Raw genomic sequence first — 26592 nt, forward strand, 5'->3', positions numbered from 1 at the left:
GCCTCAGGCGAGGACGGCTGAGATCTCGGCGGCCGCGTCGTCGCCGTAGGCGTCGGCCAGCCGGGTCTTGGCCACCGCGGAATCCCACGCCCACTCCTGGGTTCCGGTGGACTCCAGCACGAGCACGGCGACCAGCGAGCCCAGCTGAGCGGATCGCTCCAGGCTGAGCCCGGCGGTGCGGCCGGTGAGGAAACCGGCCCGGAAGGCGTCCCCGACGCCGGTGGGGTCGGTCTGGCTGGTCTCGGGCACCACGTCGACGTGGGTGGTGGTCCCGTCGCGCTCGACGATGTCGACGCCCTTGGCGCCCAGCGTGGTCACCCGCAGGTCGACCTTGCGTTGCACGTCGGCCTCGGACCAGCCGGTCTTGGAGAGCAGCAGCTCCCACTCGTAGTCGTTGGTGAACAGGTAGGCCGCCCCGTCCACCAGCTTGTCGATGTCCTCGCCGGAGAGGCGGGGCAGCTGCTGGGACGGGTCGGCGGCGAACGGCAGGCCCAGCTTGCGGCACTCCTCGGTGTGCACCACCATCGCGTCGGGGTCGTTGGCGCCGATGATCACCAGGTCCGGCTTGCCCGCGGCAGCGACGTCGGCCAGCTTGATGTTGCGGGCCTCCGACATGGCGCCGGGATAAAAGGACGCGATCTGGGCCATGTCCTGGTCGGTGGTGCAGACGAAGCGCGCCGTTTTCGCGGTCTCCGAGATCAGCACGTGGTCGCAGTTGACGCGGTGTGACTGCAGCCACTCGCGGTATTCGCCGAAATCGTCGCCGGCCGCGCCGACCAGGGCCACGTCGCCGCCCAGCACGCCGATGGCGAACGCGATGTTGCCCGCCACGCCGCCGCGGTGAATCACCAGGTCGTCAACCAGAAAGCTCAGGGACACCTTCTGCAGGTGCTCGGCTAGCAGGTGCTCGGAAAACCGTCCGGGGAACCGCATCAGATTGTCGGTTGCAATCGAACCTGTCACCGCGATCGTCACGAAAACTCCACCCTTCGTTAGTAAGGTTATCTAGCTTACGCACGCGCCTCGACCGTCGCTGCGTGCACGGTCGGCGCGAGGCAGTGCGCTAGCCTCCCTAGGGAACTCACTCCGTCGCCGGGACCGACTCGGGCCCCAACCCGCCTGCAGTCCCGTCTACCACCGTAGGAGCACCACGATGGCAGGTCCGCATTCGCCGAACCAGACCGGCGGCGGCAGCGGCGGACCCAGCGGACATGAGCCCCCCGGCCAATCCCCCCCACTCGAGTTTCCCGACGACCCCAACACGGGTTTCGCCCCGGGCCCCCAAGCCGGGCCTGCTCCGGCCAATTATTCCGGGCAGCCGCCGGTACCGTACCCGCCGCAGCGGTCCAAGCGGGGGCTGATCGCCGGCCTCGTGCTGGCCATCGCGCTCGTCGCGGTGCTGACCGTGGCGATCGTGTACGGGGTGCGCACCAACGGGGCCAACACCGGCGCCACGTTTTCCGAGAGCGCGGCCAAGACCGCTATTCAGGGCTATCTGGACGCGCTCGAGCACCGCGACATCAACGAGATCGCCCGCAACGCGCTGTGCGGTCTGTACGACGGCGTCCAGGACAAACGATCCGACCAGGCCCTGGCAAAGCTCAGCAGCGACGCGTTCCGCAAGCAGTTCTCCGAGGTGGAGCTGACCTCGATCGACAAGATCGTGTACCTGTCGCAGTATCAGGCCCAGGCGTTGTTCACCATGCGGGTGTCCCCGGTGAGCGGCGGCCCGATGCACGGGCAGGTGCAGGGCATCGCGCAGCTGCTGTTCCAGCGCGGCCAGATCATGGTCTGCTCGTATGTGCTGCGCACCGGCGGGTCGTACTAGCCGTTCGCCTGCGGGGCGACCGCATCAGCCGGAGCGCGACCGTCCCGGCTGACCGGCGGGATCAACTCAGTTGAACGAGTCGCCGCAGGCGCACGAGCCGGTGGCGTTCGGGTTGTCGATGGTAAAGCCCTGCTTCTCGATGGTGTCCACGAAATCGATGGACGCCCCTTCGACGTAGGGCGCGCTCATCCTGTCCACCGTCAGCTTCACACCGCCGAACTCCGCGGTCAGGTCGCCGTCCAGCGCCCGGTCGTCGAAGAAGAGGTTGTAGCGCAGGCCGGCACACCCGCCCGGCTGCACCGCGATGCGCAACGCGAGGTCGTCGCGGCCCTCCTGGTCCAGCAGGGACTTTGCCTTGGTGGCGGCGGCCTCGGTCAGGATCACGCCGTGGGTGGTCGTGGCGTTCGACTCGTTTTGCACCGTCATTGCTTCTCCTACGTGCCTCATCGTTGGGTGGGGTCGATCAAGCCCGCAATCCCCGGCTTGCGCCAGGCGGTGCGGACCGCCCGAAAGTCCACATCGTCAACGGTACCTTGCAGGGCCGCTATTCCCGAGTCGCGCCGCAACTACGGAGGCCAATCCCATGAGCTGGTTGGCCGCGTCGGCCTGCGCCAGCCGCACCGATCCGGCGTGCTCGGCGATGGACAACGCCGCCATGATGCCCGACGAGCGTACCGTCGCGCTGTCCAGATCCACCTGTCCGGCCAGTACGACCACAGGAATCCCCCGCGGCCGGGCCGCGTCGGCGAGGAATCCCACCACCTTCCCGTGCAGGGATTGCTCGTCGAAACGGCCCTCACCGGTGACGATCAGCTCCGCGGTGTCCAGGTCGTCGGACAATCGGGTGTGCTCGGCGATGATCGCCGCCCCGGACTCGCAGCGGCCGCCGAGCGCCAGCAGCCCGGCGCCGACGCCGCCGGCGGCCCCGGCCCCCGGCTCGGAGCTCACGTCTCGTCCGGCCACCGCCTCCAAAATCAGCGCCCAGGCCTGAAGGCGAACCTCCAGCGCGGCGACGGTGGCGGTGTCGGCGCCCTTCTGCGGGCCGAACACCCGGGCCGCCCCCCACGGTCCCAGCAACGGGTATTCGGTGTCGGAGGCGAGGATCAGCTCCACATCGGCCAATTTCCGGCGGGCGGCGTCCAGGCCGCCGAGCTCGGCGATCATGCCCTGGCCGCCTTCGGTGCAGGCGCTGCCACCCAACCCGACCACGATGCGCCTCGCCCCGACCCGCAGCGCCTCGGTGATCAGCTGCCCCACGCCTTTGCTGTGCGCCGCCATGGCGGTCTCCGGGGTGGGCGGCCCGCCGATCAGCGCGGAACCGCATGCTTGCGCGCACTCCAGGTAGGCGGTGGCCGAGGCGGGATCGAACACCCATTCGGCGTCGACCATGGCCTTCAGCGGGCCGTACACCCGCAGGCTGCGCATCTGGCCCAGCCTGCTGGCCAGCACCTCGACGAAGCCGGGCCCGCCATCGGACTGCGGGGCGACGACGAACCGGTCGCCGGGACGCGACCGCGTCCAGCCGGTCGCGATGGCGGCGGAGGCCTCCAGGGCCGAAATGGTCTCGCCGAAGCAGTCCGGAGCCACCAGAACCTGCATGGCGGGCAGCTGAAGGCGGCCGGGGGCGAGGCCGGGACCATCAACACCGAAGGTCGTCGACCCGTCATTCATCAAAGGCAGCCGTTCATCTCGTGTAAGAGTAGGGCCGGGGACGCGGTCACGCAGGGCTAATAGCAAGGCATTCCAGGCGAATTCCGGTGCGACTCCGCCGCGAAGTAACCTGGCCACTGTGAAGCTGTTGGGCCGTAAGAAGGGCCAGGACACCGATCTCGACGAGAGCGCCGCCGCGGCGAGTGCCTCCGGCGTCGGCGGCGCCGCGGACGAGGCGGCTCTACAGGCGCAGCGGACGGGCCCCAAGGGGCGCCCCACGCCCAAGCGCAACGTGGCCCGCCGCAACGCCAAGAAGGGGCCGGTGGCGCCCGCGCCCATGACGGCCTCCGAGGCGCGGGCCCGGCGCAAAACGCTGGCCGGCCCCAAACTCAGCCGCGAGGAGCGCCGGGCGGACAAGGCCGCCGGCCGTGCCCGCATGTCGGATCGCCGGGCTCGCATGATGGCCGGCGAAGAGTCCTACCTGCTGCCCCGCGACCAGGGCCCCATCCGCCGCTACGTTCGCGACGTGGTGGACTCCCGACGCAATCTGCTGGGCCTGTTCATGCCGTCGACCCTGTTCTTGATGTTCGCCATGTTTGGCGTGCCACAGCTGCAGCTGTGGGTGTCGCCGGCCATGCTGGTGCTGATGGTCGTGATGAGCGTGGACGGCCTGATCCTGGGCCGCAAGGTCAGCAGGCTGGTCGACGCGAAGTTCCCCAAGAATACCGAAAGTCGTTGGAAATTAGGGCTTTATGCAGCCGGACGGGCGTCTCAGATGCGCCGGCTGCGGGCGCCGCGGCCCCAGGTCAAGCACGGCAGCAGTGTCGAATAGAGCTCGCCGGAGAGCGGGCTGACACCGGTGCGCACCCTGGTGCTCGGCGGGATCAGGTCAGGCAAATCGCAGTGGGCGGAGCAGGCCATCGCGGACGGGTTGCCGGCCGGGCAGGCGGTTCACTACCTGGCGCCCGGGCCGGCGGGCCACGGCGACCCGGCCTGGGCGCACCGCATCGCCGCGCATCGCGGCCGCCGGCCCGCCCATTGGTCGACGATCGAAACCGACGACATCGCAACGCAATTGCACCGATCGCCGGACACTCCCACCCTGGTCGACGACCTGGGCACCTGGCTGACCGGCGCGCTGGACCGCACCGGCGCCTGGGATGGCGGCTCGGTGGCGCACCTCGTCGATGAGGTGCTGGCCGCGGTCGGCGACTTCGCTTCCCCGCTGGTGCTGGTCAGCCCGGAGGTCGGGCTGACGATCGTGCCCGCCACCGCCGCCGGTCGCCGGTTCGCCGACGAACTGGGCAGCTTGAACCAGCGCCTGGCGCGACTCTGCGAGCGGGTTGTGTTGGTGGTGGCCGGGCAACCGGTACCGATCAAACCGTCGGGGGCCTGATGGAATTCGCCGCCGTCTCGCCGCCCGATGCGGCCGTCGCCGCCGCCGCCCGCGCCCGCCAGCACACCCTGACCAAACCCAAGGGGGCGCTGGGCCGGCTCGAGGATTTGTCGGTGTGGGTCGCGGCGTGTCAAGGGCAGTGTCCGCCAAGACAATTCGAGCGTGCCCGGGTGGTGGTGTTCGCCGGTGACCACGGCGTCGCCCGTTCCGGGGTGTCGGCCTACCCGCCGGAGGTGACGGCGCAGATGGTCGCCAACATCGAGGCGGGCGGCGCGGCGATCAATGCCCTGGCCGACGTCGCCGCGGCGACGGTGCGGGTCGCGGACCTGGCGGTGGACGCCGCCCCGCTGACCGAGCGGAGCGGCGCCCACAAGGTGCGCCGCGCCAGCGGCGACATCCGGGTTGAGGACGCGTTGAGCCACGACGAGACCGCCCGGGCGCTGGACGCCGGCGCGGCCATCGCCGACCAGGAGGTCGATGCCGGCGCCGACCTGCTGATCGCCGGCGACATGGGAATCGGAAACACCACGGCGGCAGCGGTTTTGGTGGCGGCACTGACCAACTCGGAGCCCGTGGTGGCGGTGGGATTCGGCACCGGGATCGATGACGCCGGGTGGGCCCGCAAGACGGCCGCTGTGCGCGACGCCCTGTTCCGCGCGCGCCAGGTACTGCCCGATCCGGTCGCACTGCTGCGCCGCGCCGGCGGCGCCGACCTGGCCGCGATGGCCGGGTTTTGCGCTCAGGCGGCGGTCCGGCGGACGCCGCTGCTGCTCGACGGCCTGGCGGTGACGGCGGCCGCGCTGGTCGCCGAGCACCTGGCCCCGGGCGCCCGGCTGTGGTGGCAAGCCGGTCACCGGTCCACCGAGCCCGCGCACGCGCTGGCGCTCACGGCGCTGGACTTGGAGCCGATTCTCGACCTGCGGATGCGGCTGGGCGAGGGCACCGGCGCGGTGTTGGCGCTGCCGGTGGTGCGCGCCGCGGTGGCCGCCCTGTCGTCGATGGCGACCTTCACCCAGGCGGGGGTGTCCAACCGCACCGAGCACCCCGAACAGGCCCCTCCCCCATCGTGATCCGTTCTCTGGCAACAGCTTTTACGTTCGGTACGGTGCTGCCCGTCCCGAACCGCGGCGGTGCGCCGATGGGCCGCGGCGCCCTGACCGCGCTGCCGGTGGTGGGCGCGGCGTTGGGAGCGTTGGCCGCGGCGGTGACCTTGGCCGGCGCGCAGGTGTTCGGGCCGGCCAGTCCGCTGTCCGGTCTGCTCGCGGTCGCGGTGCTGCTGCTGGTGACCCGCGGCCTGCATGTCGACGGTGTCGCCGATACCGCCGACGGCCTGGGCTGCTACGGGCCGCCGCAGCGGGCGCTGGCGGTGATGCGCGACGGATCGACCGGGCCGTTCGGCGTCGCCGCCGTGGTCGTGGTGGTCATGACGCAGGCGCTGGCCTTTTCGGCGCTGGGGGCCACTGGCCGGTTCTTGCCCGGGGCGGCCGCCGTGGCCGTGGCGGTTTTCGCGGGCCGGGTCAGCGCGGTGCTGGCCGGCCACCGGTCTTTGCCCGCGGCCGACGGCAGCGCTCTGGGCGTCCGGGTCGCCGGGAGCCAGCCGACGTCGGTGGTGGCGGCCTGGGTCGCGGCGCTGCTGGCCGTTTCCCTGGTGGCCGGGCCGCGGCCGTGGCAGGGGCCGGTAGCGGTGCTGGTCGGGTTGGGCTGCGGCGCGATCCTGGTGCGGCACTGCGTGCGCCGCTTCGGCGGCATCACCGGCGACGTGCTGGGCGCCACGATCGAACTGACCGCGACCGTGACCGCGGTGCTGCTTGCCGGTCTGGTGCGGCTCTAGGCGCGCTTACTCGGCCGGGCGAGCGCGCTCAGGCGAGCGCGCTCAACCCAGTTTCGCCATCCAGCCGTGGGTGTCGGCGAAGGTGCCGCGCTGAATCCCGGTCAGGGTGTCGCGCAGCGCCATCGTCACCTCGCCGGGCTGGCCGTCGGCGACGGTGAACTCGCCGTCGCCGTACTTGACGTGCGACACGGGGGTGATCACCGCGGCGGTGCCGCAGGCGAACACCTCGGTGATCTCCCCGGCGGCGGCCTTCTTCTGCCATTCGTCGATATCGATCTTGCGTTCTTCGACGGAGAAGCCGGCATCAATAGCCAACTGCAGCAAGGAGTCTCGCGTGATTCCCGGCAACAGGGAGCCCGACAGCTCGGGGGTGACCAGCCGCGCCGATCCGCCGCTGCCGAACACGAAGAAGATGTTCATCCCGCCCATCTCTTCGACGAACCGCCGCTCGACGGCGTCCAGCCACACCACCTGGTCGCAGCCGTTGGCCGCGGCCTCGGCCTGAGCCGACAGGGAGGCCGCGTAGTTGCCGCCGAACTTGGCCGCGCCGGTGCCGCCGGGGCTGGCCCGCACGTACTGCGTCGACACCCAGACGGTGACCGGGCTGATGCCGCCCTTGAAATAGGCGCCGGCCGGCGAGGCGATCAGTAGGTAGCGGTAACGCTTGGACGGCCGCACCCCCAGCCCGGGCTCGGTGGCGATCACGAACGGGCGCAGGTACAACGCCTCTTCGCCGCCGGCGGCCGGAACCCACGCGTTGTCGACGGCGATGAGCTGGCGCAGGGATTCCATGAACAGCTCTTCGGGCAGCTCCGGGATGGCGAGCCGGCGCGCCGAGGACCGTAGCCGGGCGGCGTTGGCCTCGGCGCGAAAAGACACGATCGAGCCGTCGGCCCAGCGGTACGCCTTGAGCCCCTCGAAGATCTCCTGCGCGTAGTGCAGCACGATCGCCGACGGGTCCAGCTCGATCGGGCCGTACGGCATGACGCGCGGGTGGTGCCACCCTCCGCCGGCCTCGTCGTAATCGATCGACACCATGTGGTCGGTAAAGTGCTTGCCGAAACCCGGCTCGGCCAGGATGGTTTCGCGTTCGGCATCGGTGACCGGATGTGCCGAGCGCCAAACCGTGAACTCGAGCGAGCCACTGGTCATTGGGTGATTGTATATCTGCCTGCGGAATCGGATTTCGCCCGCGCGGGCGGCGCTAGCGGGTTTTCACCGTGACGAAGGGCGGGCGCACGACTTCACACGCGGCGCGGCGGCCGCGGACGTCGACGGTGACCTCCTGGCCGTCCTCGACCCGGGCGGCGGTGTCGATGAGCGCCAACGCGATCCCGGCCTGCAGCGTCGGGGAGAACGTGCCCGAGGTGGTGACCCCCACCGGGGCGTCGCCGGCGAGCACAGTCAGCCCGGCGCGCAGCACTCCGCGGCCCACCATCCGCAGCCCGCGCAGCAGCCGCGACGGGCCCGCCTCCTTCTCGGCCAGCAAGGCGTCCCGGCCGAAGAACGACTCTTTCTTCCAGCCGACCGCCCAGCCGCAGCGGGCCTGCAGCGGGGAGATGTCGAGGGCGAGTTCATGGCCGTGCAGCGGGTAGCCCATCTCGGTGCGCAGGGTGTCGCGCGCGCCGAGGCCGGCCGGCTGTCCGCCGGCCTTGGTGACCGCCTCCGCCAGGGCGTCGAACACCACACCGGCGTCGTCCCACGGCGGCAGCAGCTCGTAGCCGTGCTCGCCGGTGTAGCCGGTGCGGCACACCCGCACGGGTACACCGGAGAACGCGGTGTCGGTGTAGGCCATGTAGTCCATGTCGGCGGGCAGGCCCAGCGCGCCGAGCACGTCGGCCGATCGCGGTCCCTGCACGGCCAGCACCGCGTACGAGCGGTGCTGGCCGACGATGGTCAGACCGCTCGCGGCAGCGCCGGTCGAGGCGGCCTGCAGCGCGTCGACCACGGCGGCGGTGTTGGCGGCGTTGGGCACCAGAAAGATCTCGTCGTCGTCGACGTAGTAGGCGATCAGGTCGTCGATGACGCCGCCGGATTCGGTGCAGCACAACGTGTATTGGGCCTTGCCCGGCCCGATGCGGTTCAGGTCGTTGGTGAGCGCGGAGTTGACGAACCGCGCCGCCCCCGGCCCGCGGACCAGCGCCTTGCCCAGGTGGCTGACGTCGAACAGGCCGACCGCGTTGCGCGTCGCATTGTGCTCGCTGACGGTGCCCGCATACGACACGGGCATCAGCCAGCCGCCGAACTCGGCGAAATTGGCGCCCAAGCTGCGGTGGCGGTCTTCCAGTGGTCCCCTTAACGGTTCCGGCGCATCGCTCACGACGCCCAACCCTAGCGAGCAATCGGGGCCAACCCGGCGACGCACCCTGGCAGACTTGGCCGGGTGCCCGATTATCAGGACTTCGAGGCGCTGGAAGCCGCCGGCATCGCCAACCCGCGCGAGCGGGCCGACCTGATCAAATATTTGACCGAGTTCGGCTTCACCATCGACGAGATGGCCGAGGCCGAACGGCGAGGCCGGCTGTTCGGGCTCGCCGGTGACGTCCTGGCCTGGTCGGGCCGTCCGATCCATACCCTGCAGACCGCGGCCGCGGAGCTCGGCATATCCGCCGAAGAGGTCGCGCACGCGTGGGCCCTGCTCGGCCTGACCGTCGCTGGGCCCGACGTTCCGGTGCTGAGCCAGGCCGATGTCGACGCCCTGTCCACCTGGGTCGCGCTCAAAGTAGTGGTGGGTGAGGACGGCGCGCACGGCATGCTGCGGGTCCTCGGCGCCGCGATGGCCCGGCTCGCGGAGGCCGAGTCGACGGCGATCCGCGCCGGGACGCCGGACATCCAGATGACCCACACCCACGACGAGCTCGCCACGGCGCAGGCCTACCGCGCGGTCGCGGAGTTCGTGCCCCGCATCGGTCCACTGATCGACGTCGTACACCGCCACCACCTCACCGGCGCCCGAACCCACTTCGAAGGCGTCCTTCGCGACACCTCGGCGAGCGTGGTGTGCGGGATTGGTTTCGCCGACCTGTCCGGCTTCACCGTGCTCACCAACGCGCTTACCCCGGCACAGTTGTCGGACCTGCTCAACGAGTTCGCCGGCACGGTCTCGGACGTGGTCCTTCGCGATGGCGGCCGGGTGGTGAAGTTCATCGGCGACGAGGTGATGTGGGTGAGCGCGTCGCCCGGGCAACTCGCCAAAGCGGCGGTCGATCTCGTCGACCACCCGCGGGCGCGCGAGGAAGGTCTGCAAGTGCGTGCCGGCCTCGCCTACGGCAGCGTGCTGGCCATCAACGGCGACTACTTCGGTGGCCCGGTCAACCTGGCGGCACGACTCGTGGCGGCCGCGACTCCGGGACAGATCCTTGCCGACGCGGAGCTGCACGACGAGCTGCCGAACTGGCCCGCCGTCGCTCACGGCCCGTTGACACTCAAGGGGTTTGACGCCCCGGTGCCGGCCTTCGACCTGAGGCTAAGGACGCCACCGGGCTGAGGCCCGTCGACGGTGACTAGGGTGATTGTGCGTGAGTACCGAATCCGGATACCAGGCCCCTTCCGTCACCGTCGGCTCCTCGCTGCCACGGCGCGCCGCCGCGTCCAGCGTCCTGATCGTGCCCGTCGTCTCGACCGGCGAGGACGATAGGCCGGGCGCGGCCGTCGCATCGGCCGGGCCGTTCCTGTCCGCCGAGGCCGTCGCCGAGATCGAATCCGGCCTGCGGGCGCTGGAGGCCACCGGCGCCGCCGAACAGGTGCACCGGCTGGTGGTGCCGTCGCTGCCGGTGTCCAGCGTGCTGACGGTCGGCCTGGGCAAGCCGCAGTCGGAGTGGCCGGCCGAGCTCATCCGTCGCGCCGCCGGTGTCGCGGCGCGGTCGCTGGGCAAGACCGAATCGGTGATCACCACGCTGGCCGCACTGCCCGGTGAGGGCGTCGCCTCGGCCGCCGTCGAGGGCCTGGTGCTGGGCAGCTACCGGTTCACCGAATTCCGCAGCGGCAAGACGGCCCCCAAAGACCAAGGGCTGCGCAAGATCACCGTGCTCGCCACGGCGAAGGACGCCAAGGATGACGCCGAGCACGGCGCCGCCGTGGCGGCCGCGGTCGCCACCGCGCGCGACTTCGTCAACACCCCGCCCAGCCATCTGTTCCCCGCCGAATTCGCCAGGCGCGCAAAAGCTTTAGGCGAATCAGTCGGCCTGGAGGTGGAGGTGCTGGACGACAAGGCGCTGCAGAAGGGCGGTTACGGCGGCATCGTCGGCGTCGGGCAGGGCTCGTCGCGCCCGCCGCGGCTGGTGCGCCTGATCCACCGCGGTTCGAAGCTGGCCAAGAAATCCAGGCAGGCCAAGCGGGTCGCGCTGGTCGGCAAGGGCGTCACGTTCGACACCGGCGGCATCTCGATCAAGCCGGCGGCGGGCATGCACCACATGACCTCGGACATGGGCGGCGCCGCCGCGGTGATCGCGACCGTCGCGCTGGCCGCGCAGCGCAAACTGCCCATCGACGTGATCGCCACCGTGCCGATGGCCGAGAACATGCCGTCATCCACTGCGCAGCGCCCGGGCGACGTGCTGACGCAGTACGGCGGCATCACCGTCGAGGTGCAGAACACTGACGCCGAGGGCCGGCTCATCCTGGCCGACGCCATCGTGCGGGCGTGCGAGGACAACCCCGACTACCTGATCGAGACGTCCACCCTGACCGGCGCGCAGACCGTGGCGCTGGGCGCCCGGATCCCCGGGGTGATGGGCAGTGACGAGTTCCGCGACCGCGTCGCGTCGCTCTCGCAGCAGGTGGGCGAAAACGGCTGGCCGATGCCGCTGCCCGACGAGCTCAAGGAAGACCTGAAGTCCACGGTGGCCGACCTGTCCAACATCAGCGGGCAGCGCTTCGCCGGCATGCTGGTGGCGGGGGTCTTCCTGCGGGAATTCGTCGCCGACGGCGTCAGCTGGGCGCACATCGACGTGGCGGGCCCGGCTTACAACACCGGCAGTGCGTGGGGCTACTCCCCCAAGGGCTCCACCGGTGTGCCGACCCGGACCATGTTCGCGGTACTCGAGGACATCTGCGAAAACGGTTAGCGGGTAAGCCATTTGGTCATGGCCCGGCCGAGCTTGCGGCGTGGCCAGCCGGTCGCGCCGTCGGCGGCCAGCGCGGCGTTCGCCGCGTTGCGTCCGCACGCACCGTGCACCGAGCCGCCCGGCGTCGCCGACGCGCTGCCCAAATAGAGCCGCTCGACCGGTGTTTCCGCTCGACCCATCCCGGGCGCGGGGCGGAAGACCAGCATCTGGTGCAACTGCGCGGTGCCCCCGTTGAGCGCTCCCATACCCCGCAACCCGGGGGGTTATTCGACCTCAACCTCGGGTTTACCGGCGGTGGACCGCGGATAATCTCCCTAGCGGTCGAAAACGCGGACGACGAAAGGCGAATCCATGACGGCGCGACGGTTGATCATCGGCGTGGGCGCCGTACTGCTACTGGCCGGCATCATCGGACTGCTGGCGCCGGTGTCGGTGTCCGACAGCAACGGCCATTCGGTCGGCTGCGGAAACGCCGTGGCGACCGACCTTTCGGACGCCAGAAGCGCCAACAACAGCAACGGGGCCAACATCCCGATCCTGAACCAGATCATCCCGCACACTGACTACGTCACACAGTGCCAGTCGTCGGTGGGTGGCCGGCGCGCGTGGGCGATACCGCTGGCGGTGCTCGGGGTCATCGCGATCGGGGCGACGTTGCTGACCGGGCGCCGGGGCACTGCGCCGGGCGCTTGACCCGCCTCAGATCACCCGCATCCGCGCGGCATTGCGCAGTCCCTGCGGCGCCAGGCGCGAAAGGCCGTACAGCGCATAGGCTTCCGGTGCCACCGGGCGAATCGGCTTCTTCTTTTTGATCGACGTCAGGATCGCGTCGGCCACCTTGTCGGGACCGTAGTGGCGTAGCGCGAACATCTTGCCCAGCTGTCCGCGGCGGCCGTCGACGGCATCGGACTGCTTTCCCGCCGGCGCGTCGAATCGGGTGGTGTTGATGATGTTGGTGTCGATGACGCCCGGGCAGATCGTGGTCAGGCCGACCCCGGCGGCGTCGAGTTCGGCGCGCAGGCAGTCGGAGAACATGTACGTCGCCGCCTTGGACGTGCAGTAGGCGTTCAGCGACTGCAACGGCGCGTAGGCCGCCATCGACGACACGTTGACGATGTATCCGCCGGTGCCGCGCTCGACCAGCCGCCGTCCGAACGACCGGCAGCCGTTCACCACCCCGCCGAGGTTGACGTCGAGCACCCGGTCGAACTGCTCGGGCGGGGTGTCCAGGAATCCGCCCGCCTGCCCGATGCCGGCGTTGTTGACGACGATGTCGGGGACGCCGTGCTCGGTGCTGACCCGCTCGGCGAATGCCTCGACCGCCTGCGCGTCGGACACGTCGAGCACATAGGCGTGCGCGACGCCGCCCCGGGTCGCGATCTCGGCCGCGGTGGCCTTGACCGCCGCCTCGTCGATGTCGCTGATCACCAGCTCGGCGCCTTCGCGCGCGAAGGCGAACGCGGTCTCGCGGCCGATTCCGCTACCGGCCCCGGTGACCGACACCAGGGTGTCGCCGAACGACCCGCGGGGACGCCCCACCTGGGCGCGCAGCAGGGGGCGGCTGGGTTGCCCGCCCGCCGCGAAGTCGGCGAATTCGCCCACCGCCGCCGCCATCACCTGCGGATGCGACATCGGCGAGAAGTGACCGGCCTGGATGTCGCGGCGCCACAGCCGCGGCACGAAGCGTGCGGTGTGGTCGTAGCCGTAGGGCCGCACGTACTTGTCTTCGGTGTTGACGATGAGCTGCACGGGTACGTCGATGACCGCGACGCCCTGCTTGCGACCGGAGAACGACCGAAAGTAGTTGGCGGGATAGGTTTTCACCGACCGCGCGGCGTCGGAGGCCAGTTTCTCGGAGTGGTGGATCTGCTCGACGGGAATGTTGTCGACCGCGTTGCGCCGCAGCGCCGGCACCGACATGGTCAGCCGGAGGAACAACGGCGCCAGCACCGGGATCGAGAAGAAGATCATGTAGGTCAGCCGCAGCGCCTGGCTGATCGACCGCAGAAAGCGGCGCGGGCGCCATGGTTGGCGCAGACCGCTGAAGATGTAATCGACCAGCTGGTCTTGCGCGGGCCCGGACACCGACGTGAACGTGGCGACCCGGTCGTTGGCGCCGGGACGCTTCAGGTAGTGCCACACTCCCACCGAGCCCCAGTCGTGGGCCAGCACGTGGACGGGCCGGCCCGGGCTCAGCTCGCCGGTGACCGCCGCGAAGTCGTCGGCGAAGCGGTCCATCGTGTAGGCCGACACCGGCTTGGGCACCGACGACATGCCGACACCGCGATTGTCGTACCGGATGATCCGGAACCGCTCGGCCAGCAGCGGGACCACCCCGTCCCACAGCACGTGCGAGTCGGGGAAGCCATGGACCAGCACGACGGTGGGACCTTCGGGGTTGCCCTCCTCATAGACCGCAATGCGGGCGCCGTCGGCGCTGTCGACGAAATACTGGGGTATTCGTGGTGATGGCGGCATCGAGACCTCCCCCGCTCTGGCTGCAGTGGCCACACCGTAGCAAGCGTGATCGGTCGCACCCGCCCGGCGCGTGGTATCAGCCCTGGCTGTATGCCGGCGAGGACGCAGTGACAGGATAGTTTTGTATTGCTACTTCGCGTTCCGTAAGCGAGCTGATCGACCCGCCCCGACCCACGAGCGATCGAGGAGTCAAACACGATGGCCTTCTCCGTCCAGATGCCGGCACTCGGTGAGAGCGTCACCGAGGGGACGGTCACCCGCTGGCTCAAGCAGGAAGGCGACACGGTCGAACTCGACGAGCCGCTTGTCGAGGTGTCAACCGACAAGGTGGACACCGAAATCCCGTCACCCGCCGCCGGTGTGCTGACCAAGATCGTCGCCCAGGAGGACGACACCGTCGAGGTGGGCGGCGAACTGGCCGTCATCGGCGACGGCTCCGAGGGTGGCGCGCCAGAGGCCGCCGCGCCGGCGCCGAGCCAGCCGGAAGCGCAGTCCGCGGCCCCTAGCCAGCCGGAGGCCCAACCCGAACCGCAGCCCGAGGCCCAACCGCAGCCCGCGCCCGCCCAGCAGAGCTCCGGTGGCGGCGACGCGACGCCGGTGTTGATGCCCGAGCTCGGCGAGTCGGTGACCGAGGGCACGGTCACCCGCTGGCTCAAGAAGGTCGGCGATTCGGTCCAGGTCGACGACGCGCTGGTGGAAGTGTCCACCGACAAGGTCGACACGGAGATCCCGTCACCGGTGGCCGGGGTGCTGCTCAGCATCACCGCCGAGGAAGACGCCACCGTGCCCGTCGGCGGCGAGTTGGGGCGGATCGGCGCCGGTTCCGATGCCGCCGCGCCCGCGACTCCGCAGCCCCCACCCGCGCCAAAGCCCGAACCGGCGCCCCAGCCCCAGGCCCAGCCCAAGCCCGAACCCGCGCCCGCCCCCCAGCCCAAGCCCAAGCCCGCGCCAGAGCCCACGCCGCAGCCCAAGCCCGCGCCAGAGCCTGCGCCGCAGCCGAAAGCCCAACCGGCGCAGGCGCAGCCGGCGGCCCCGGGCTCCGAGGGCACGCCGTACGTGACGCCGCTGGTGCGAAAACTGGCCGCCGAAAACGACATCGACCTCAATTCGCTCACGGGCACCGGGGTGGGTGGACGCATCCGCAAGCAAGACGTGCTGGCCGCCGCCGAACAGAAACAACAGGCCGCCCAGGCGGCGCCGGCAGCCGCCGCAACGCCCAAGGCCGCCGCAGCGCCGTCCCCGGCTCCGGCGCTGGCCCACCTGCGCGGCACCACCCAGAAGGCCAGCCGGATCCGTCAGATCACCGCGAACAAAACCCGCGAATCTCTGCAGGCGACAGCCCAACTCACCCAGACCCACGAGGTCGACATGACCAAGCTGGTCGGGTTGCGGGCCAGGGCCAAGGCGGCGTTCGCCGAGCGCGAGGGGGTGAACCTGACCTTCCTGCCGTTCATCGCCCGGGCGGTGATCGACGCGCTCAAGATCCACCCCAACGTCAACGCGAGCTACAACGAGGACACCAAGGAGATCACCTACTACGACGCCGAGCACCTCGGCTTCGCGGTCGACACCGAACAGGGGCTGCTCTCTCCCGTCGTGCACAACGCGGGCGACCTCTCCCTGGCCGGGCTGGCCAGGGCGATCGCGGACATCGCCGCCCGCGCCCGGTCGGGCAACCTGAAGCCCGACGAGCTGTCCGGCGGCACGTTCACGATCACCAACATCGGCAGCCAGGGCGCGCTGTTCGACACCCCGATCCTGGTGCCGCCGCAGGCCGCCATGCTGGGCACCGGCGCGATCGTCAAACGGCCGCGGGTCGTGGTCGACGACAGCGGCAACGAATCGATCGGTGTCCGCTCGATCTGCTATCTGCCGCTGACCTATGACCATCGGCTCATCGACGGCGCGGACGCGGGCCGCTTCCTGACCACCATCAAGCACCGGCTGGAAGAGGGAGCCTTCGAGGCCGATCTCGGTCTGTGACGAAGGACAAGCGATCGTGGCTCGCGCTGGACAGAATGCCGTCATCGCGATCGCGGGTTCGTCCGGCCTGATCGGCTCCGCCCTGACCGCCGCGCTGCGCGCCGCCGATCACCGGGTGTTGCGTATCGTGCGGCGGGCCCCGGCGAATGCCGATGAGCTGCACTGGAATCCCGAGACCGGCGACCTCGACCCCGACATGCTCGGCGACGTCGACGCCGTCGTCAACCTCTGCGGGGTCAACGTCGGCAAGCGGCGGTGGTCGGGGGCCTTCAAGCAGAGCCTGCGCGACAGCCGCATCACGCCCACCGAAGTCCTGGCGCACGCCGTCGCCGACGCCGGGGTGGCGGCCCTGATCAACGCCAGCGCAGTGGGCTTCTACGGCAATACCAGGGACCGTGTAGTCGACGAAAACGACCGTGCCGGAACGGGTTTCCTGGCCCGGCTGTGCGAAGACTGGGAAGCCGCGACCCTGCCCGCCCAATACGGTGGCGCGCGAGTGGTGCTGGCCCGCACCGGGCTGGTGTTCTCCGCCGGCGGTGGCGCGCTGGGCCGCTTGCGGCCGCTGTTTCGCACCGGCCTCGGCGCCCGGTTGGGCGGTGGTCGCCAATACATGTCGTGGATCACGCTGGAAGACGAAGTGCGTGCGCTGCTGTTCGCGATCTTCGACCCCCAGCTGTCCGGCCCGGTGAATATGACCGGGCCCGCACCGGTCACCAACGCCGAATTCACCACAGCGTTCGGGCGGGCGGTCAACCGCCCAACCCCGTTGGCGGTGCCCGGTTTTGCGATCCGGACGGCGCTGGGCGAGTTCGCCGACGAGGGCCTGCTGACGGGTCAGCGCGCCATTCCGGCCGCGCTCGAGCGCGCCGGTTTCGTCTTCCACCACAACACCGTTGGCGAGGCGCTGGCCTACGCCACCGCCCGCCGCGATCACGACTAGCCGTGGTGTGATCGCCGTCGCGTCGCCCGGTCCGTGCCCCGCTGTCCCGGGACGAGTACCGTCGCGGACGTGATCGATTCCATCCGGTCCAGCCGGGCCTTGATCGATGTCCGCCGGCTCGGCACCGTCGACTACCGCGTGGCTTGGCAGCGGCAGCGCGACCTGGCCGAGGCCCGGGTGGCCGGCGGCAGCGACACGCTGCTGCTGCTGCAACACCCCGCCGTCTACACCGCCGGCCGGCGCACCGAGCCCCAGGAACGGCCCGACCCCTCCTCGCACGGAACGCCCGTCATCGACACCGACCGCGGCGGCAAGATCACCTGGCACGGCCCCGGTCAGCTGGTCGGGTATCCGATCATCGGGCTGGCCGAACCGCTCGACGTGGTGGACTACGTGCGGCGCCTGGAAGAGGCGCTGATCAAGGTCTGCGCCGACCTCGGCCTGGACGCGGTCCGGGTGCCGGGCCGGTCCGGGGTGTGGGTGCCGGGCGACGAGGGCCGGCCCGACCGCAAGGTTGCCGCCATCGGCGTCCGGGTGTCGCGGGCGACCACCCTGCACGGATTCGCCCTCAACTGCGACTGCGACCTGGGCGTTTTCGACGCCATCGTGCCCTGCGGCATCAGCGACGCCGGGGTGACGTCGCTGTCGGCCGAACTGCGCCGCCCGGTGTCGGTCGAGGATGTGCAGACGGCGGTCGGCGACGCCGTCTGCGACGCGCTGGACGGGGTGCTGCCGGTCGGCAGCGTGCACCCCGCTCCCCCTGCCGTCGGGGCCGGCTTCGTCGCCGGCCGGAGCGCCACCAGTGCGCGCGTAGCATCAGCGATGTGACCGTCGCACCGGAAGGACGCAAGCTGTTGCGCCTGGAAGTGCGCAACGCCGAGACCCCGATCGAGCGCAAGCCGCCGTGGATTCGGGTACGGGCCCGGATGGGCCCTGAGTACACGCAGCTCAAGAGCCTGGTTCGGCGCGAAGGGCTGCACACAGTGTGCGAGGAAGCCGGCTGCCCCAACATCTTCGAATGCTGGGAAGACCGCGAAGCCACCTTCCTCATCGGCGGCGACCAGTGCACCCGTCGCTGCGACTTCTGCCAGATCGACACCGGGAAGCCCGCCGCACTGGACCGCGACGAGCCGCGGCGGGTCGCCGACAGCGTGCGCACGATGGGTTTGCGCTACGCCACGGTCACCGGGGTGGCCCGCGACGACCTGCCCGATGGCGGAGCCTGGCTCTACGCCGAGACGGTGCGTGCCATCAAGGACCTCAACCCGTCGACCGGTGTCGAACTGTTGATCCCCGACTTCAATGCCGAGCCCGCCCGGCTCGCCGAGGTGTTCGCGTCGCGCCCGGAGGTGTTGGCGCACAACGTCGAAACCGTGCCACGCATCTTCAAACGGATCCGGCCCGCCTTCACCTACGGCCGCAGCCTCGGCGTGCTGACCGCGGCGCGCGAGGCCGGGCTGGTCACCAAGAGCAACCTCATCCTCGGCATGGGCGAGACGCCCGACGAGGTGCGCACCGCCCTGGCCGATCTGCATGACGCCGGCTGCGACATCATCACCATCACCCAGTACCTGCGCCCGTCGGCGCGCCACCACCCCGTCGAGCGCTGGGTGAGACCCGAGGAATTCGTCGAGTTCGCACTGCACGCCGAGGAGCTGGGCTTCGCCGGCGTGCTGGCCGGACCGCTGGTGCGTTCGTCCTATCGCGCGGGCCGGCTCTACGAGCAAGCCGCCCGACGCCGCGCCTGAATGACGCCGCGGCACGATACGCGGCGTTCACCGGCCGCGGGGCCTACGTATTCTTTGACTATGGCTAAATCCCGCACCGCCGCTGAGAACAAGGCCGCCCGAGCGCAGGCGCAGGCCGCCCGCAAGGCCGCCGCGCGGGAGCGGCGCACCCAGTTGTGGCAGGCGTTCAAGATTCAGCGCCAGGAGGACAAGCGCCTCCTGCCGTACATGATCGGCGCCTTCGTGCTGATTGTGGGCATCTCGGTGGGGGTCGGCATCTGGGCAGGCGGTCTGACGATGATCACCCTGATCCCGCTCGGCGTGGTGCTGGGCGGGTTGGTCGCCTTCATCGTGTTCGGCCGCCGCGCCCAGAAGTCGGTCTACCGCAAAGCCGAAGGCCAAACGGGTGCCGCCGCATGGGCTTTGGACAACCTGCGCGGCAAGTGGCGGGTGACTCCCGGGGTGGCCGCGACCGGCCACTTCGACGCCGTCCACCGGGTGATCGGCCGGCCCGGCGTCATCCTGGTCGGCGAGGGAGCGGCGAACCGGGTGCGGCCGCTGCTGGCGCAGGAGAAGAAGCGCACCGCCCGGCTGATCGGGGACGTGCCGATCTACGACATCATCGTCGGCAATGGCGAGGACGAGGTGCCGCTGGCCAAGCTGGAACGCCACCTCACCCGGCTGCCGTCCAACATCAGCGTCAAGCAGATGGACACGCTGGAGTCGCGGTTGGCCGCGCTGGGGTCGCGGGCCGGGGCCGCCGTCATGCCCAAGGGGCCGCTGCCCAACTCAGGCAAGATGCGCGGCGTGCAGCGCACGGTGCGCCGCAAGTAGCCCGCCATCGGACTCAGCGGCGATCGCAAGCGCGGCGAAGCCGGGCGCCGCGGGTCGCCGCCATCCACGTCAGCGGCGTACCACGGCGGTGAGGGTCAGCCGGTCCTGCAATCCGCGGCCGTCCCAGTCGGTGAACAACGCCGGGACCACCGTCCCGACCAGCACTCCGCGCACCACCGCCCGGCCCAGACCGACCGTCCCGCGCGCGTCCACCGTCACCACCTGCAGGCGTAGCGCCAGCTGGCCGGGGGTGAACCCGAACAACCGCACGAAGGCGACGCCCAGCACGAACCAGATCACCAGGACCGCGGTGGCCAGCGCCGGTTGCGAGATCACCCCGAAGCGCATGGCCAGCGCGGCCAGACCGTACGAGATCAACCAGTCGATCACCAGCGCGCCCAGCCGGCGCCCCATCGGCGCCAACGACCCCGGCCCGCTCTGCGGAAGCCCCAGCTTCTCGCCGGGATATGCGGATCGCGATTCCGTCATCAGCGACGCGGACCGCAGTCCGGCTGACCGGTCGGAAGGATCCCGGATAACGGGCAGACCGTGCGCGCGGCCACCGGAAAAGATACGATCTTGCGATCCATGGCCCCACAATAGAACCCGCCGCCCAAGCGGCCACTTTTAGCGTGTGGCATGGTCACGTAACGTGCGCGCAACATCGGGTTGACTGACGGGCAACATCTGCTCCATAGCGTCAGGCCGCGGATCTCACCAAGTAAAGGAGCATTCTGTGACGGAAACGACGCCCGACGACGTCTTCAAACTCGCCAAGGACGAAAACATCGAATTTGTCGACGTCCGGTTCTGTGACCTGCCCGGCGTCATGCAGCACTTCACGATTCCGATTTCGTTTTTCGACGAGAGTGTTTTCGAGGACGGCCTGGCCTTCGACGGCTCGTCGATTCGCGGATTCCAGTCGATTCACGAATCGGACATGTTGCTCCTGCCCGACCCCGCGACGGCCCAGGTCGACCTCTTCACCGAAGCCAAGACGCTGAACCTCAACTTCTTCGTGCACGACCCCTTCACGCTGGAGCCGTACTCGCGCGACCCGCGCAACATCGCCCGTAAGGCCGAGAACTACCTGATCAGCACCGGCGTCGCCGACACCGCGTACTTCGGCGCCGAGGCCGAGTTCTACATCTTCGACTCGGTGAGCTTCGATTCGCGCACCAACGGCTCGTTCTACGAGATCGACGCGATCTCGGGCTGGTGGAACACCGGCTCGCCCAACGAGCTCGACGGCAGCCCCAACCGCGGCTACAAGGTCCGCCCCAAGGGCGGCTACTTCCCGGTCGCCCCGGTCGACCACTACGTCGATCTGCGCAGCAAGATGCTGCACAACCTGATCAAGTCCGGCTTCAGTCTGGAGAAGGGCCACCACGAGGTGGGAACCGGCGGCCAGGCCGAGATCAACTACAAGTTCAACACGCTGCTGCACGCTGCCGACGACATGCAGCTCTACAAGTACATCGTGAAGAACACCGCGTGGCAGGAGGGCAAGACCGTCACGTTCATGCCCAAGCCGCTGTTCGGCGACAACGGCTCCGGGATGCATACCCACCAGTCGTTGTGGAAGGACGGCAGCCCGCTGATGTACGACGAGACCGGCTACGCCGGTCTGTCGGACACCGCGCGCCACTACATCGGCGGCCTGCTGCACCACGCGCCGTCGCTGCTGGCGTTCACCAATCCCACGGTGAACTCCTACAAGCGTCTAGTTCCGGGCTTCGAGGCCCCGATCAACCTGGTCTACAGCCAGCGCAACCGCTCGGCCTGTGTCCGCATCCCGATCACTGGCAGCAACCCGAAGGCCAAGCGGCTCGAGTTCCGTTGTCCCGACTCCTCGGGCAACCCGTACCTGGCGTTCTCGGCCATGCTGATGGCCGGCCTGGACGGCATCAAGAACAAGATCGAGCCGCAGGCGCCGGTCGACAAGGACCTCTACGAGCTCCCGCCCGAGGAGGCCGCCAACATCCCGCAGGCGCCCACGCAGTTGTCCGCGGTGATCGACCGGCTGGAAGAGGACCACGAATACCTCACCGAGGGCGGCGTGTTCACCCCCGACCTCATCGAGACGTGGATCAGCTTCAAGCGCGACAACGAGATCCTGCCAGTCCAAATCCGGCCGCACCCTTACGAATTCGCGCTGTACTACGACGTCTAAGTCGGCTTGCCGAAACCACCCGCGTGGCCTGTGCCCCGCGGGTGATTTCGTCTTTGCGCGGGTGGTTTCGTCGCGCGGGTGGTCCGTTCGTCGAGTCATAAACCACGCACACCCGCTTCGGCGTGTCGTCGCCGCTGGTTACGTGTCGCGGAGGTCACGGCACCTAACCCCACCTAACCGTCGAGCGCCAGGTCCTTGCGGAAGCGCTGCATGCCGTCGATCTTGTCGTCCAGACTCGCGTCCGGCCCCGCGTAGAACATCCAGGGCATGGTGATGATGCCGGTGACACCCGCGTCCTCCACCCGTTGATAGTCCGCGGTGGTGAATGCGTCGGTCAGCGGCGAAAGGATGGTGAAATCGTCCATGCCCAAACCGTTTTCGGCGCGCAGCTGCCGCAGCCTGCCGACCGCGTCGATGGCGCGCTCGGTGTTGATCAAGTCGCCGATCCAGCCATCGTTGCGAGCGGCGCGGCGCAGCGCGATGTCGCTGAGCCCGCCGACATAGACCGGTATCGGCGGCGGCGTGGGTTGCATCTCCAGCCGCGGCGCCCGGTAGAACTCGCCCTCGAATTCCGTCCAGCCCGGCGCCCACAGCGCCCGCATCAGCTCGATGATCTCGTCGGTGCGCTTGCCGCGGGCCTCGAATTGCTCACCCATCAAGGCGAATTCCTCGCGGCACCAGCCCACCCCGACACCCAGCTCCACCCGGCCGGAAGCCAGAACCGCGGCGGTGCCAATGGCTTTCGCCGCCGAGTACGGGTTGCGCATCGCGGGGATGTAGACGGTGTTGACGAATCGCAGCCGGGTGGTGACCTGTGCCAGCGCCCCGACCAGGACCCAGGGATCGGGCCAGTCAGTGAAGGGCTGCCAGCGCCGTTGCCCGTCTTTGGTGTACGGGTACGGGGTGTCCAGGGTCTCCAGGTTGACGACGTGGTCGGGGATGCCGATCCCGTCGTAGCCGAGTTCGTCTGCGGCCTTGGCGAGCTCGATGATCTCGCGGGTGTTCAGGAAGGCGCTGCTGATGTAGAACCTCACCGCTCCTCCTGCGCCCAGGCCGGCTCGATGAAGACGCCGTCGGCCTCGACGGTGACGCCGACGGCATCCGAAATCGTCCCGCGCGCAAAGACTTTGCGGCCCTCGTTACGGTCCACCCACGCCTCGCAGCGAAGCGGACCCAGCGGCGTGCCGCGCAGGTACTTCACCGTGATGGTGCCGGTGAACCGGGCCTTCGACAACCCTTCGCTGGCCGCCTCCCCCAGCATGTGGTCGAGCACCAGGGCGCTGACGCCACCGTGCACCAGTTTCGGCGGACCCTCGTAGGCCGCGCCGAGGGTGAACTCGCTCCAGCAGAGGCCGTCGCCCTGGTGGTGCACGACGATCGGCGGGGCGATGGGGTTGCACACGCCGACCGCGGCGTTGCCCAACGGCAGCGGTCGGCCGTTGACGCGATAGCTCACCCCGAGCGCGCGGGTGCGTTGCCGCAACGACGCGGTGACGGCCTCGATCGCCCGCCGCGCCTCGGCGACGGCGTCGTCGTCGACCTCGGTCCGGATGGTGGCGTCGACGAGCTCGCGGACCGCGTCGGCCAACGGGGCGTACAGCGCGGTCACGCGCTCGGCCTCCGCCGCGCCGAGCACCTCGAACGCGGCGTCCAACGCGCCTGCGTCCTGACTCAACCCTCAAACACCTTGCGTACCACCGCTTTCGCCCGTCGTGTCACCCGTAGATAGTTGTCCAGGAACTCCCCGCCCTCATCGGTCGGCCAGCCCGCGGCCACGGCGACCGCGTTGAGCTGACGCCCGGGCCCGGGCAGCTGGTCGGTGGGCTTGCCACGAACCAGCACCAGCGCGTTGCGGGCGCGGGTCGCGGTCAGCCAGGCTTGCCGCAGCAGCTCCACCTCGTCGGCGGGCACCAGGTCGGCGGCGACGATCGCGTCCAGGCACTGCAGGGTCGACGTATTGTGCAGCGCGGGAATCGCGTGGGCGTGGCGCAGCTGTAGCAGCTGCACGGTCCACTCGATGTCGGCCAGTCCGCCCCGGCCGAGCTTGGTGTGGGTGTTGGGGTCCGCGCCGCGCGGCAACCGCTCGGAATCGACGCGAGCCTTGATGCGCCGGATCTCCTGCATCGCCTCGGCGGACACCCCGCCCGACGGATACCGCGTCTTATCGGCCATCAGCAGGAACCGCTGCCCCAGCTCCGCGTCGCCGGCAACCGCGTGCGCGCGCAGCAGCGCCTGGATCTCCCACGGCTGCGCCCACTGCTCGTAGTAGGCGGCGTAGGAGGCCAGGGTGCGCACCAGCGGACCCTGGCGTCCTTCGGGCCGCAGGTTGGCGTCGACCTCCAGCGGCGGGTCGACGCTGGGCGTCCCGAGCAGCGCCCGGATTTGCTCGGCGACGCCCGTCGCCCAGCGCACCGCGACCGAATCCTCAACACCGGACGCCGGCTCGCAGACGAACATCACGTCGGCGTCGGAGCCGTAACCCAGCTCGGCGCCGCCCAGCCGGCCCATGCCGATGACCGCAATCGCTGCCGGCTCCTTGCCGGAGCCATCTGCGGGCAGGTTGGCCCGGATCATCGCGTCCAGCGCGGCCTGCAGCACCGCGACCCACACCGAGGTCAGCGCCCCGCACACCTCGGTCACCTCGAGCATGCCGAGCAGGTCCGCCGACGCGATGCGGGCAAGCTCGCGGCGCCGCAGCGTGCGCGCCCCGGCGATCGCCCGCACCGGGTCGGAATACCGGCCGGCCGAGGCGACCAGCGCGCGGGCCACCGAGGCCGGCTCGGTGTCGAGCAGCTTCGGCCCCGACGGCCCGTCCCCGTAGTCCTGGATCACCCGCGGCGCGCGCAGCAGCAGGTCCGGCACGTACGCCGAGGTTCCCAGCACGTGCATGAGCCGACGGGCCACCGCGGGCTTGTCGCGCAGCGTGGCCAGATACCAGGTCTCCCCGGCCAGCGCCTCGGACAGCCGCCGGTAGGCCAGCAGGCCGCCGTCGGGATCGGGCGCGTACGACATCCAGTTCAGCAACCGGGGCAGCAGCACCGACTGCACCCGACCACGCCGGCCGCTCATGTTGACCAGGGCCGACATATGCTTCAGCGCGCTCTGCGGGCCCTCGTAGCCCAGGGCCGCCAGCTGGCGCTCGGCGGCCTCCGAGGTCATGCCGCGCGCGATCTCCAGCCCGGCCGGGCCGATCGATTCCAGCAGCGGTTGATAGAAGAGCTTGGCGTGCAGCTGGGACACCCGTAGGTTCTGGTGGCGCAACTCCTCGCGCAGCACCCCGGCCGCGTCGTGGCGCCCGTCCGGCCGGATGTGGGCGGCCCGCGCCAGCCAGCGCACCGCCTCCTCGTCGTCGGCCTCGGGCAGCAGGTGGGTGCGCTTGAGCCGCTGCAGCTGCAACCGGTGCTCGAGCAGCCGGAGGAACTCGTAGGAGGCGGTGAGGTTCGCCGCGTCCTCGCGACCGACGTAGCCGCCCTGGCCCAGCGCGGCCAGCGCGTCCACCGTCGACGCCACGTGCAGTGTGTCGTCGCCGCGGCCGTGCACCAGCTGCAAAAGCTGCACGGCGAATTCGACGTCGCGCAAGCCGCCGCTGCCGAGCTTGATCTCGCGGCCGCGGACCTCGGCGGGCACCAGCTGCTCGACCCGGCGGCGCATGGCCTGCACCTCGACCACGAAGTCGTCCCGCTCGCAGGCGACCCACACCATGGGCATCAGCGCATCCAGGTACCGCTGCCCCAGCTCCGCGTCGCCCACTGCCGCACGGGCTTTCAGCAGCGCCTGGAACTCCCAGGTCTTCGCCCAGCGTTGGTAGTAGGCGATGTGCGACTCGACGGTGCGGACCAGTTCACCGCTTCGGCCCTCGGGCCGCAGGCCGGCGTCGACCTGGAAGAACGCCTCGGAGGCCAGCCGCATCACCTCGCCGGCCACCCGGGTGGTGACCGGGTCGGCCTGCTCGCCGACGAAGATGACGTCGACGTCGCTGACGTAGTTCAATTCGCGGGCACCGCATTTGCCCATCGCGATGACCGCTAGCCGCGGCGGGGTCTTGTCGCCGCACACACTGTTCTCGGCCACCCGCAGCGCGGCGGCCAGCGCGGCATCGGCCAGGTCCGAGAGGTGGGCCGCCACCACGGTGAAGGGCACCACCGGTTGGTCCTCGACCGTCGCGGCCACATCCAGCGCGGCCAGCACCAGCAGCCGGTCGCGGTAGAGCGTGCGCAGCCGAACCATCGCCGAGCCCGGCGCCGCAAGCGCCTCCTCGGCGCATCCGCTGAACATGTCGCACAGCTCGTCGCGGGTGGGCAGTTTGACATTGCCGCGCAAGAGTTTCCAGGATCCCGACTGGGCGATCAGGTGATCGCCCAGCGCCAGCGAGGCGCCGAGCACGCCGAACAGCCGGCCGCGCAGCGGGCGTTCGGCGAGCAGGGCGGCGTTGATCTCATCCCATCCGGCGTCGGGGTTCTCCGACAACCGAACCAGGGCCAGCAACGCGGCGTCCGGATCGGCCGCGCGCGACAGCGACCACAGCAGGTCGACGTGGGCTTGATCGTCGTGCTGGTACCAACCCAGTTGCGCCATGCGTTCGGCCGCTTGCGGATCGACCAACCCGAGCCGGCCGACGCTGGGCAGCCTGGGGCGCTGCGTCGCGGGTTTGGTCACGACCACGACCGTAGCGCAAGGCGCAAATCA

Annotated in this window: 24 protein-coding genes and 1 pseudogene; 14 read left to right on the forward strand and 11 right to left on the reverse strand. The window is 70.0% G+C overall.

Translation table 11 applies throughout. The annotated features are described in order from the left end of the window. Window positions 1–3 precede the first annotated feature (3 nt). A complete protein-coding gene (locus OQ789_RS16885; protein ID WP_324687166.1) occupies window positions 4–975 on the reverse strand; it encodes a carbohydrate kinase family protein in 972 nt (323 codons plus the stop codon). 178 nt (window positions 976–1153) lie between these two features. On the opposite strand from OQ789_RS16885, the gene OQ789_RS16890 reads away from it, so the two are divergent. After that, window positions 1154–1828, forward strand: coding sequence for a hypothetical protein (locus tag OQ789_RS16890; RefSeq protein WP_324687167.1), 675 nt, complete (start codon window positions 1154–1156; stop codon window positions 1826–1828). 66 nt (window positions 1829–1894) lie between these two features. On the opposite strand, the gene OQ789_RS16895 is transcribed toward OQ789_RS16890, so the two are convergent. Together OQ789_RS16895 and OQ789_RS16900 are read right to left on the reverse strand one after the other, a co-directional pair. After that, window positions 1895–2254 (reverse strand): HesB/IscA family protein, encoded by a 360-nt coding sequence (locus OQ789_RS16895; RefSeq protein WP_007770699.1) that lies wholly within the window; start codon window positions 2252–2254, stop codon window positions 1895–1897. A 96-nt stretch (window positions 2255–2350) separates the two neighbouring features. Beyond that, the gene (locus tag OQ789_RS16900; protein WP_324687261.1) at window positions 2351–3427 is read right to left on the reverse strand and encodes a glycerate kinase; all 1077 of its coding nucleotides are present in this window, start codon (window positions 3425–3427) and stop codon (window positions 2351–2353) included. A gap of 190 nt (window positions 3428–3617) precedes the next feature. On the opposite strand from OQ789_RS16900, the gene OQ789_RS16905 reads away from it, so the two are divergent. Genes OQ789_RS16905 through OQ789_RS16920 form a run of 4 tightly spaced genes read left to right on the forward strand, consistent with a single transcriptional unit; the run spans window position 3618 to window position 6705 of the window. Then, a complete protein-coding gene (locus OQ789_RS16905) occupies window positions 3618–4310 on the forward strand; it encodes a DUF3043 domain-containing protein (protein WP_324687170.1) in 693 nt (230 codons plus the stop codon). 27 nt (window positions 4311–4337) lie between these two features. Beyond that, window positions 4338–4874: a bifunctional adenosylcobinamide kinase/adenosylcobinamide-phosphate guanylyltransferase gene (locus OQ789_RS16910; RefSeq protein WP_324687171.1), complete on the forward strand. Its 537-nt coding sequence runs from the start codon at window positions 4338–4340 to the stop codon at window positions 4872–4874. Continuing rightward, a complete protein-coding gene (gene cobT / locus OQ789_RS16915; protein WP_324687262.1) occupies window positions 4871–5944 on the forward strand; it encodes a nicotinate-nucleotide--dimethylbenzimidazole phosphoribosyltransferase in 1074 nt (357 codons plus the stop codon). Before OQ789_RS16910 ends, cobT begins: the two co-directional genes overlap by 4 nt. Beyond that, complete coding sequence (locus tag OQ789_RS16920) at window positions 5941–6705, forward strand: adenosylcobinamide-GDP ribazoletransferase (protein WP_324687173.1); 765 nt, start codon at window positions 5941–5943, stop codon at window positions 6703–6705. Before cobT ends, OQ789_RS16920 begins: the two co-directional genes overlap by 4 nt. A gap of 42 nt (window positions 6706–6747) precedes the next feature. Here OQ789_RS16920 and OQ789_RS16925 read toward each other — a convergent pair whose 3' ends face one another. Then, window positions 6748–7857: a branched-chain amino acid aminotransferase gene (locus OQ789_RS16925; RefSeq protein ID WP_324687175.1), complete on the reverse strand. Its 1110-nt coding sequence runs from the start codon at window positions 7855–7857 to the stop codon at window positions 6748–6750. Window positions 7858–7909: 52 nt separating this feature from the next. Further along, window positions 7910–9025, reverse strand: coding sequence for a glycine cleavage system aminomethyltransferase GcvT (gene gcvT / locus OQ789_RS16930; RefSeq protein ID WP_324687177.1), 1116 nt, complete (start codon window positions 9023–9025; stop codon window positions 7910–7912). A gap of 63 nt (window positions 9026–9088) precedes the next feature. Here gcvT and OQ789_RS16935 point away from each other — a divergent pair, with 63 nt between their 5' ends. Beyond that, window positions 9089–10192 carry an adenylate/guanylate cyclase domain-containing protein gene (locus tag OQ789_RS16935; RefSeq protein WP_324687178.1) on the forward strand — a complete coding sequence of 368 codons (1104 nt, stop codon included), beginning with the start codon at window positions 9089–9091 and terminating at the stop codon, window positions 10190–10192. A gap of 31 nt (window positions 10193–10223) precedes the next feature. Next, window positions 10224–11771, forward strand: a complete 1548-nt coding sequence (locus tag OQ789_RS16940) for a leucyl aminopeptidase (protein ID WP_324687180.1) — start codon at window positions 10224–10226, stop codon at window positions 11769–11771. On the opposite strand, the pseudogene OQ789_RS16945 reads toward OQ789_RS16940, so the two are convergent. Further along, window positions 11768–12016, reverse strand: a pseudogene (locus OQ789_RS16945) (NAD(P)/FAD-dependent oxidoreductase); the annotation flags it as partial. The gene OQ789_RS16940 and the pseudogene OQ789_RS16945 sit on opposite strands and share 4 nt — an antisense overlap. Window positions 12017–12122: 106 nt before the next feature. Between OQ789_RS16945 and OQ789_RS16950 the strand changes: the two are divergent. Further along, complete coding sequence (locus tag OQ789_RS16950) at window positions 12123–12464, forward strand: aminopeptidase (RefSeq protein ID WP_324687182.1); 342 nt, start codon at window positions 12123–12125, stop codon at window positions 12462–12464. A 6-nt stretch (window positions 12465–12470) separates the two neighbouring features. Here the strand turns inward: OQ789_RS16950 and OQ789_RS16955 are convergent, their stop codons facing one another. Beyond that, on the reverse strand, window positions 12471–14249 hold the full coding sequence (locus OQ789_RS16955) for an SDR family oxidoreductase (RefSeq protein WP_324687184.1): 1779 nt from the start codon (window positions 14247–14249) through the stop codon (window positions 12471–12473). A gap of 198 nt (window positions 14250–14447) precedes the next feature. Between OQ789_RS16955 and sucB the strand changes: the two genes are divergently transcribed. From sucB to OQ789_RS16980, 5 genes are all read left to right on the forward strand, one after another. Continuing rightward, window positions 14448–16232 carry a 2-oxoglutarate dehydrogenase, E2 component, dihydrolipoamide succinyltransferase gene (gene sucB / locus OQ789_RS16960; RefSeq protein WP_324687185.1) on the forward strand — a complete coding sequence of 595 codons (1785 nt, stop codon included), beginning with the start codon at window positions 14448–14450 and terminating at the stop codon, window positions 16230–16232. Between the two features lie 16 nt (window positions 16233–16248). Continuing rightward, window positions 16249–17172 carry a TIGR01777 family oxidoreductase gene (locus tag OQ789_RS16965; protein ID WP_324687186.1) on the forward strand — a complete coding sequence of 308 codons (924 nt, stop codon included), beginning with the start codon at window positions 16249–16251 and terminating at the stop codon, window positions 17170–17172. 69 nt (window positions 17173–17241) lie between these two features. Beyond that, the gene (gene lipB, locus OQ789_RS16970) at window positions 17242–18000 is read left to right on the forward strand and encodes a lipoyl(octanoyl) transferase LipB (RefSeq protein ID WP_324687187.1); all 759 of its coding nucleotides are present in this window, start codon (window positions 17242–17244) and stop codon (window positions 17998–18000) included. After that, window positions 17997–18920 carry a lipoyl synthase gene (lipA, locus tag OQ789_RS16975; RefSeq protein ID WP_324687188.1) on the forward strand — a complete coding sequence of 308 codons (924 nt, stop codon included), beginning with the start codon at window positions 17997–17999 and terminating at the stop codon, window positions 18918–18920. Before lipB ends, lipA begins: the two co-directional genes overlap by 4 nt. Window positions 18921–18980: 60 nt before the next feature. Further along, window positions 18981–19733 (forward strand): DUF4191 domain-containing protein, encoded by a 753-nt coding sequence (locus OQ789_RS16980; protein ID WP_324687189.1) that lies wholly within the window; start codon window positions 18981–18983, stop codon window positions 19731–19733. 69 nt (window positions 19734–19802) lie between these two features. Here OQ789_RS16980 and OQ789_RS16985 read toward each other — a convergent pair whose 3' ends face one another. Beyond that, the gene (locus OQ789_RS16985) at window positions 19803–20222 is read right to left on the reverse strand and encodes an RDD family protein (RefSeq protein WP_324687190.1); all 420 of its coding nucleotides are present in this window, start codon (window positions 20220–20222) and stop codon (window positions 19803–19805) included. 247 nt (window positions 20223–20469) lie between these two features. On the opposite strand from OQ789_RS16985, the gene glnA reads away from it, so the two are divergent. Then, entirely contained in the window at window positions 20470–21906 is a 1437-nt protein-coding gene (glnA, locus tag OQ789_RS16990) for a type I glutamate--ammonia ligase (protein ID WP_324687192.1), read from the forward strand. Window positions 21907–22079: 173 nt separating this feature from the next. Here glnA and OQ789_RS16995 read toward each other — a convergent pair whose 3' ends face one another. The 3 genes from OQ789_RS16995 to OQ789_RS17005 are packed head-to-tail and all read right to left on the reverse strand — an operon-like array spanning window position 22080 to window position 26568. Continuing rightward, window positions 22080–22940 (reverse strand): TIGR03619 family F420-dependent LLM class oxidoreductase, encoded by an 861-nt coding sequence (locus OQ789_RS16995; RefSeq protein ID WP_324687193.1) that lies wholly within the window; start codon window positions 22938–22940, stop codon window positions 22080–22082. Beyond that, window positions 22937–23581 (reverse strand): PaaI family thioesterase, encoded by a 645-nt coding sequence (locus OQ789_RS17000; protein ID WP_324687194.1) that lies wholly within the window; start codon window positions 23579–23581, stop codon window positions 22937–22939. The genes OQ789_RS16995 and OQ789_RS17000 overlap by 4 nt, the downstream gene beginning before the upstream one ends. Next, window positions 23578–26568, reverse strand: coding sequence for a bifunctional [glutamine synthetase] adenylyltransferase/[glutamine synthetase]-adenylyl-L-tyrosine phosphorylase (locus OQ789_RS17005; RefSeq protein WP_324687195.1), 2991 nt, complete (start codon window positions 26566–26568; stop codon window positions 23578–23580). Before OQ789_RS17005 ends, OQ789_RS17000 begins: the two co-directional genes overlap by 4 nt. Window positions 26569–26592 lie beyond the last annotated feature (24 nt).

The sequence above is a fragment of the Mycobacterium sp. 94-17 genome (genome assembly GCF_035617725.1).
Taxonomy (GTDB): domain Bacteria; phylum Actinomycetota; class Actinomycetes; order Mycobacteriales; family Mycobacteriaceae; genus Mycobacterium.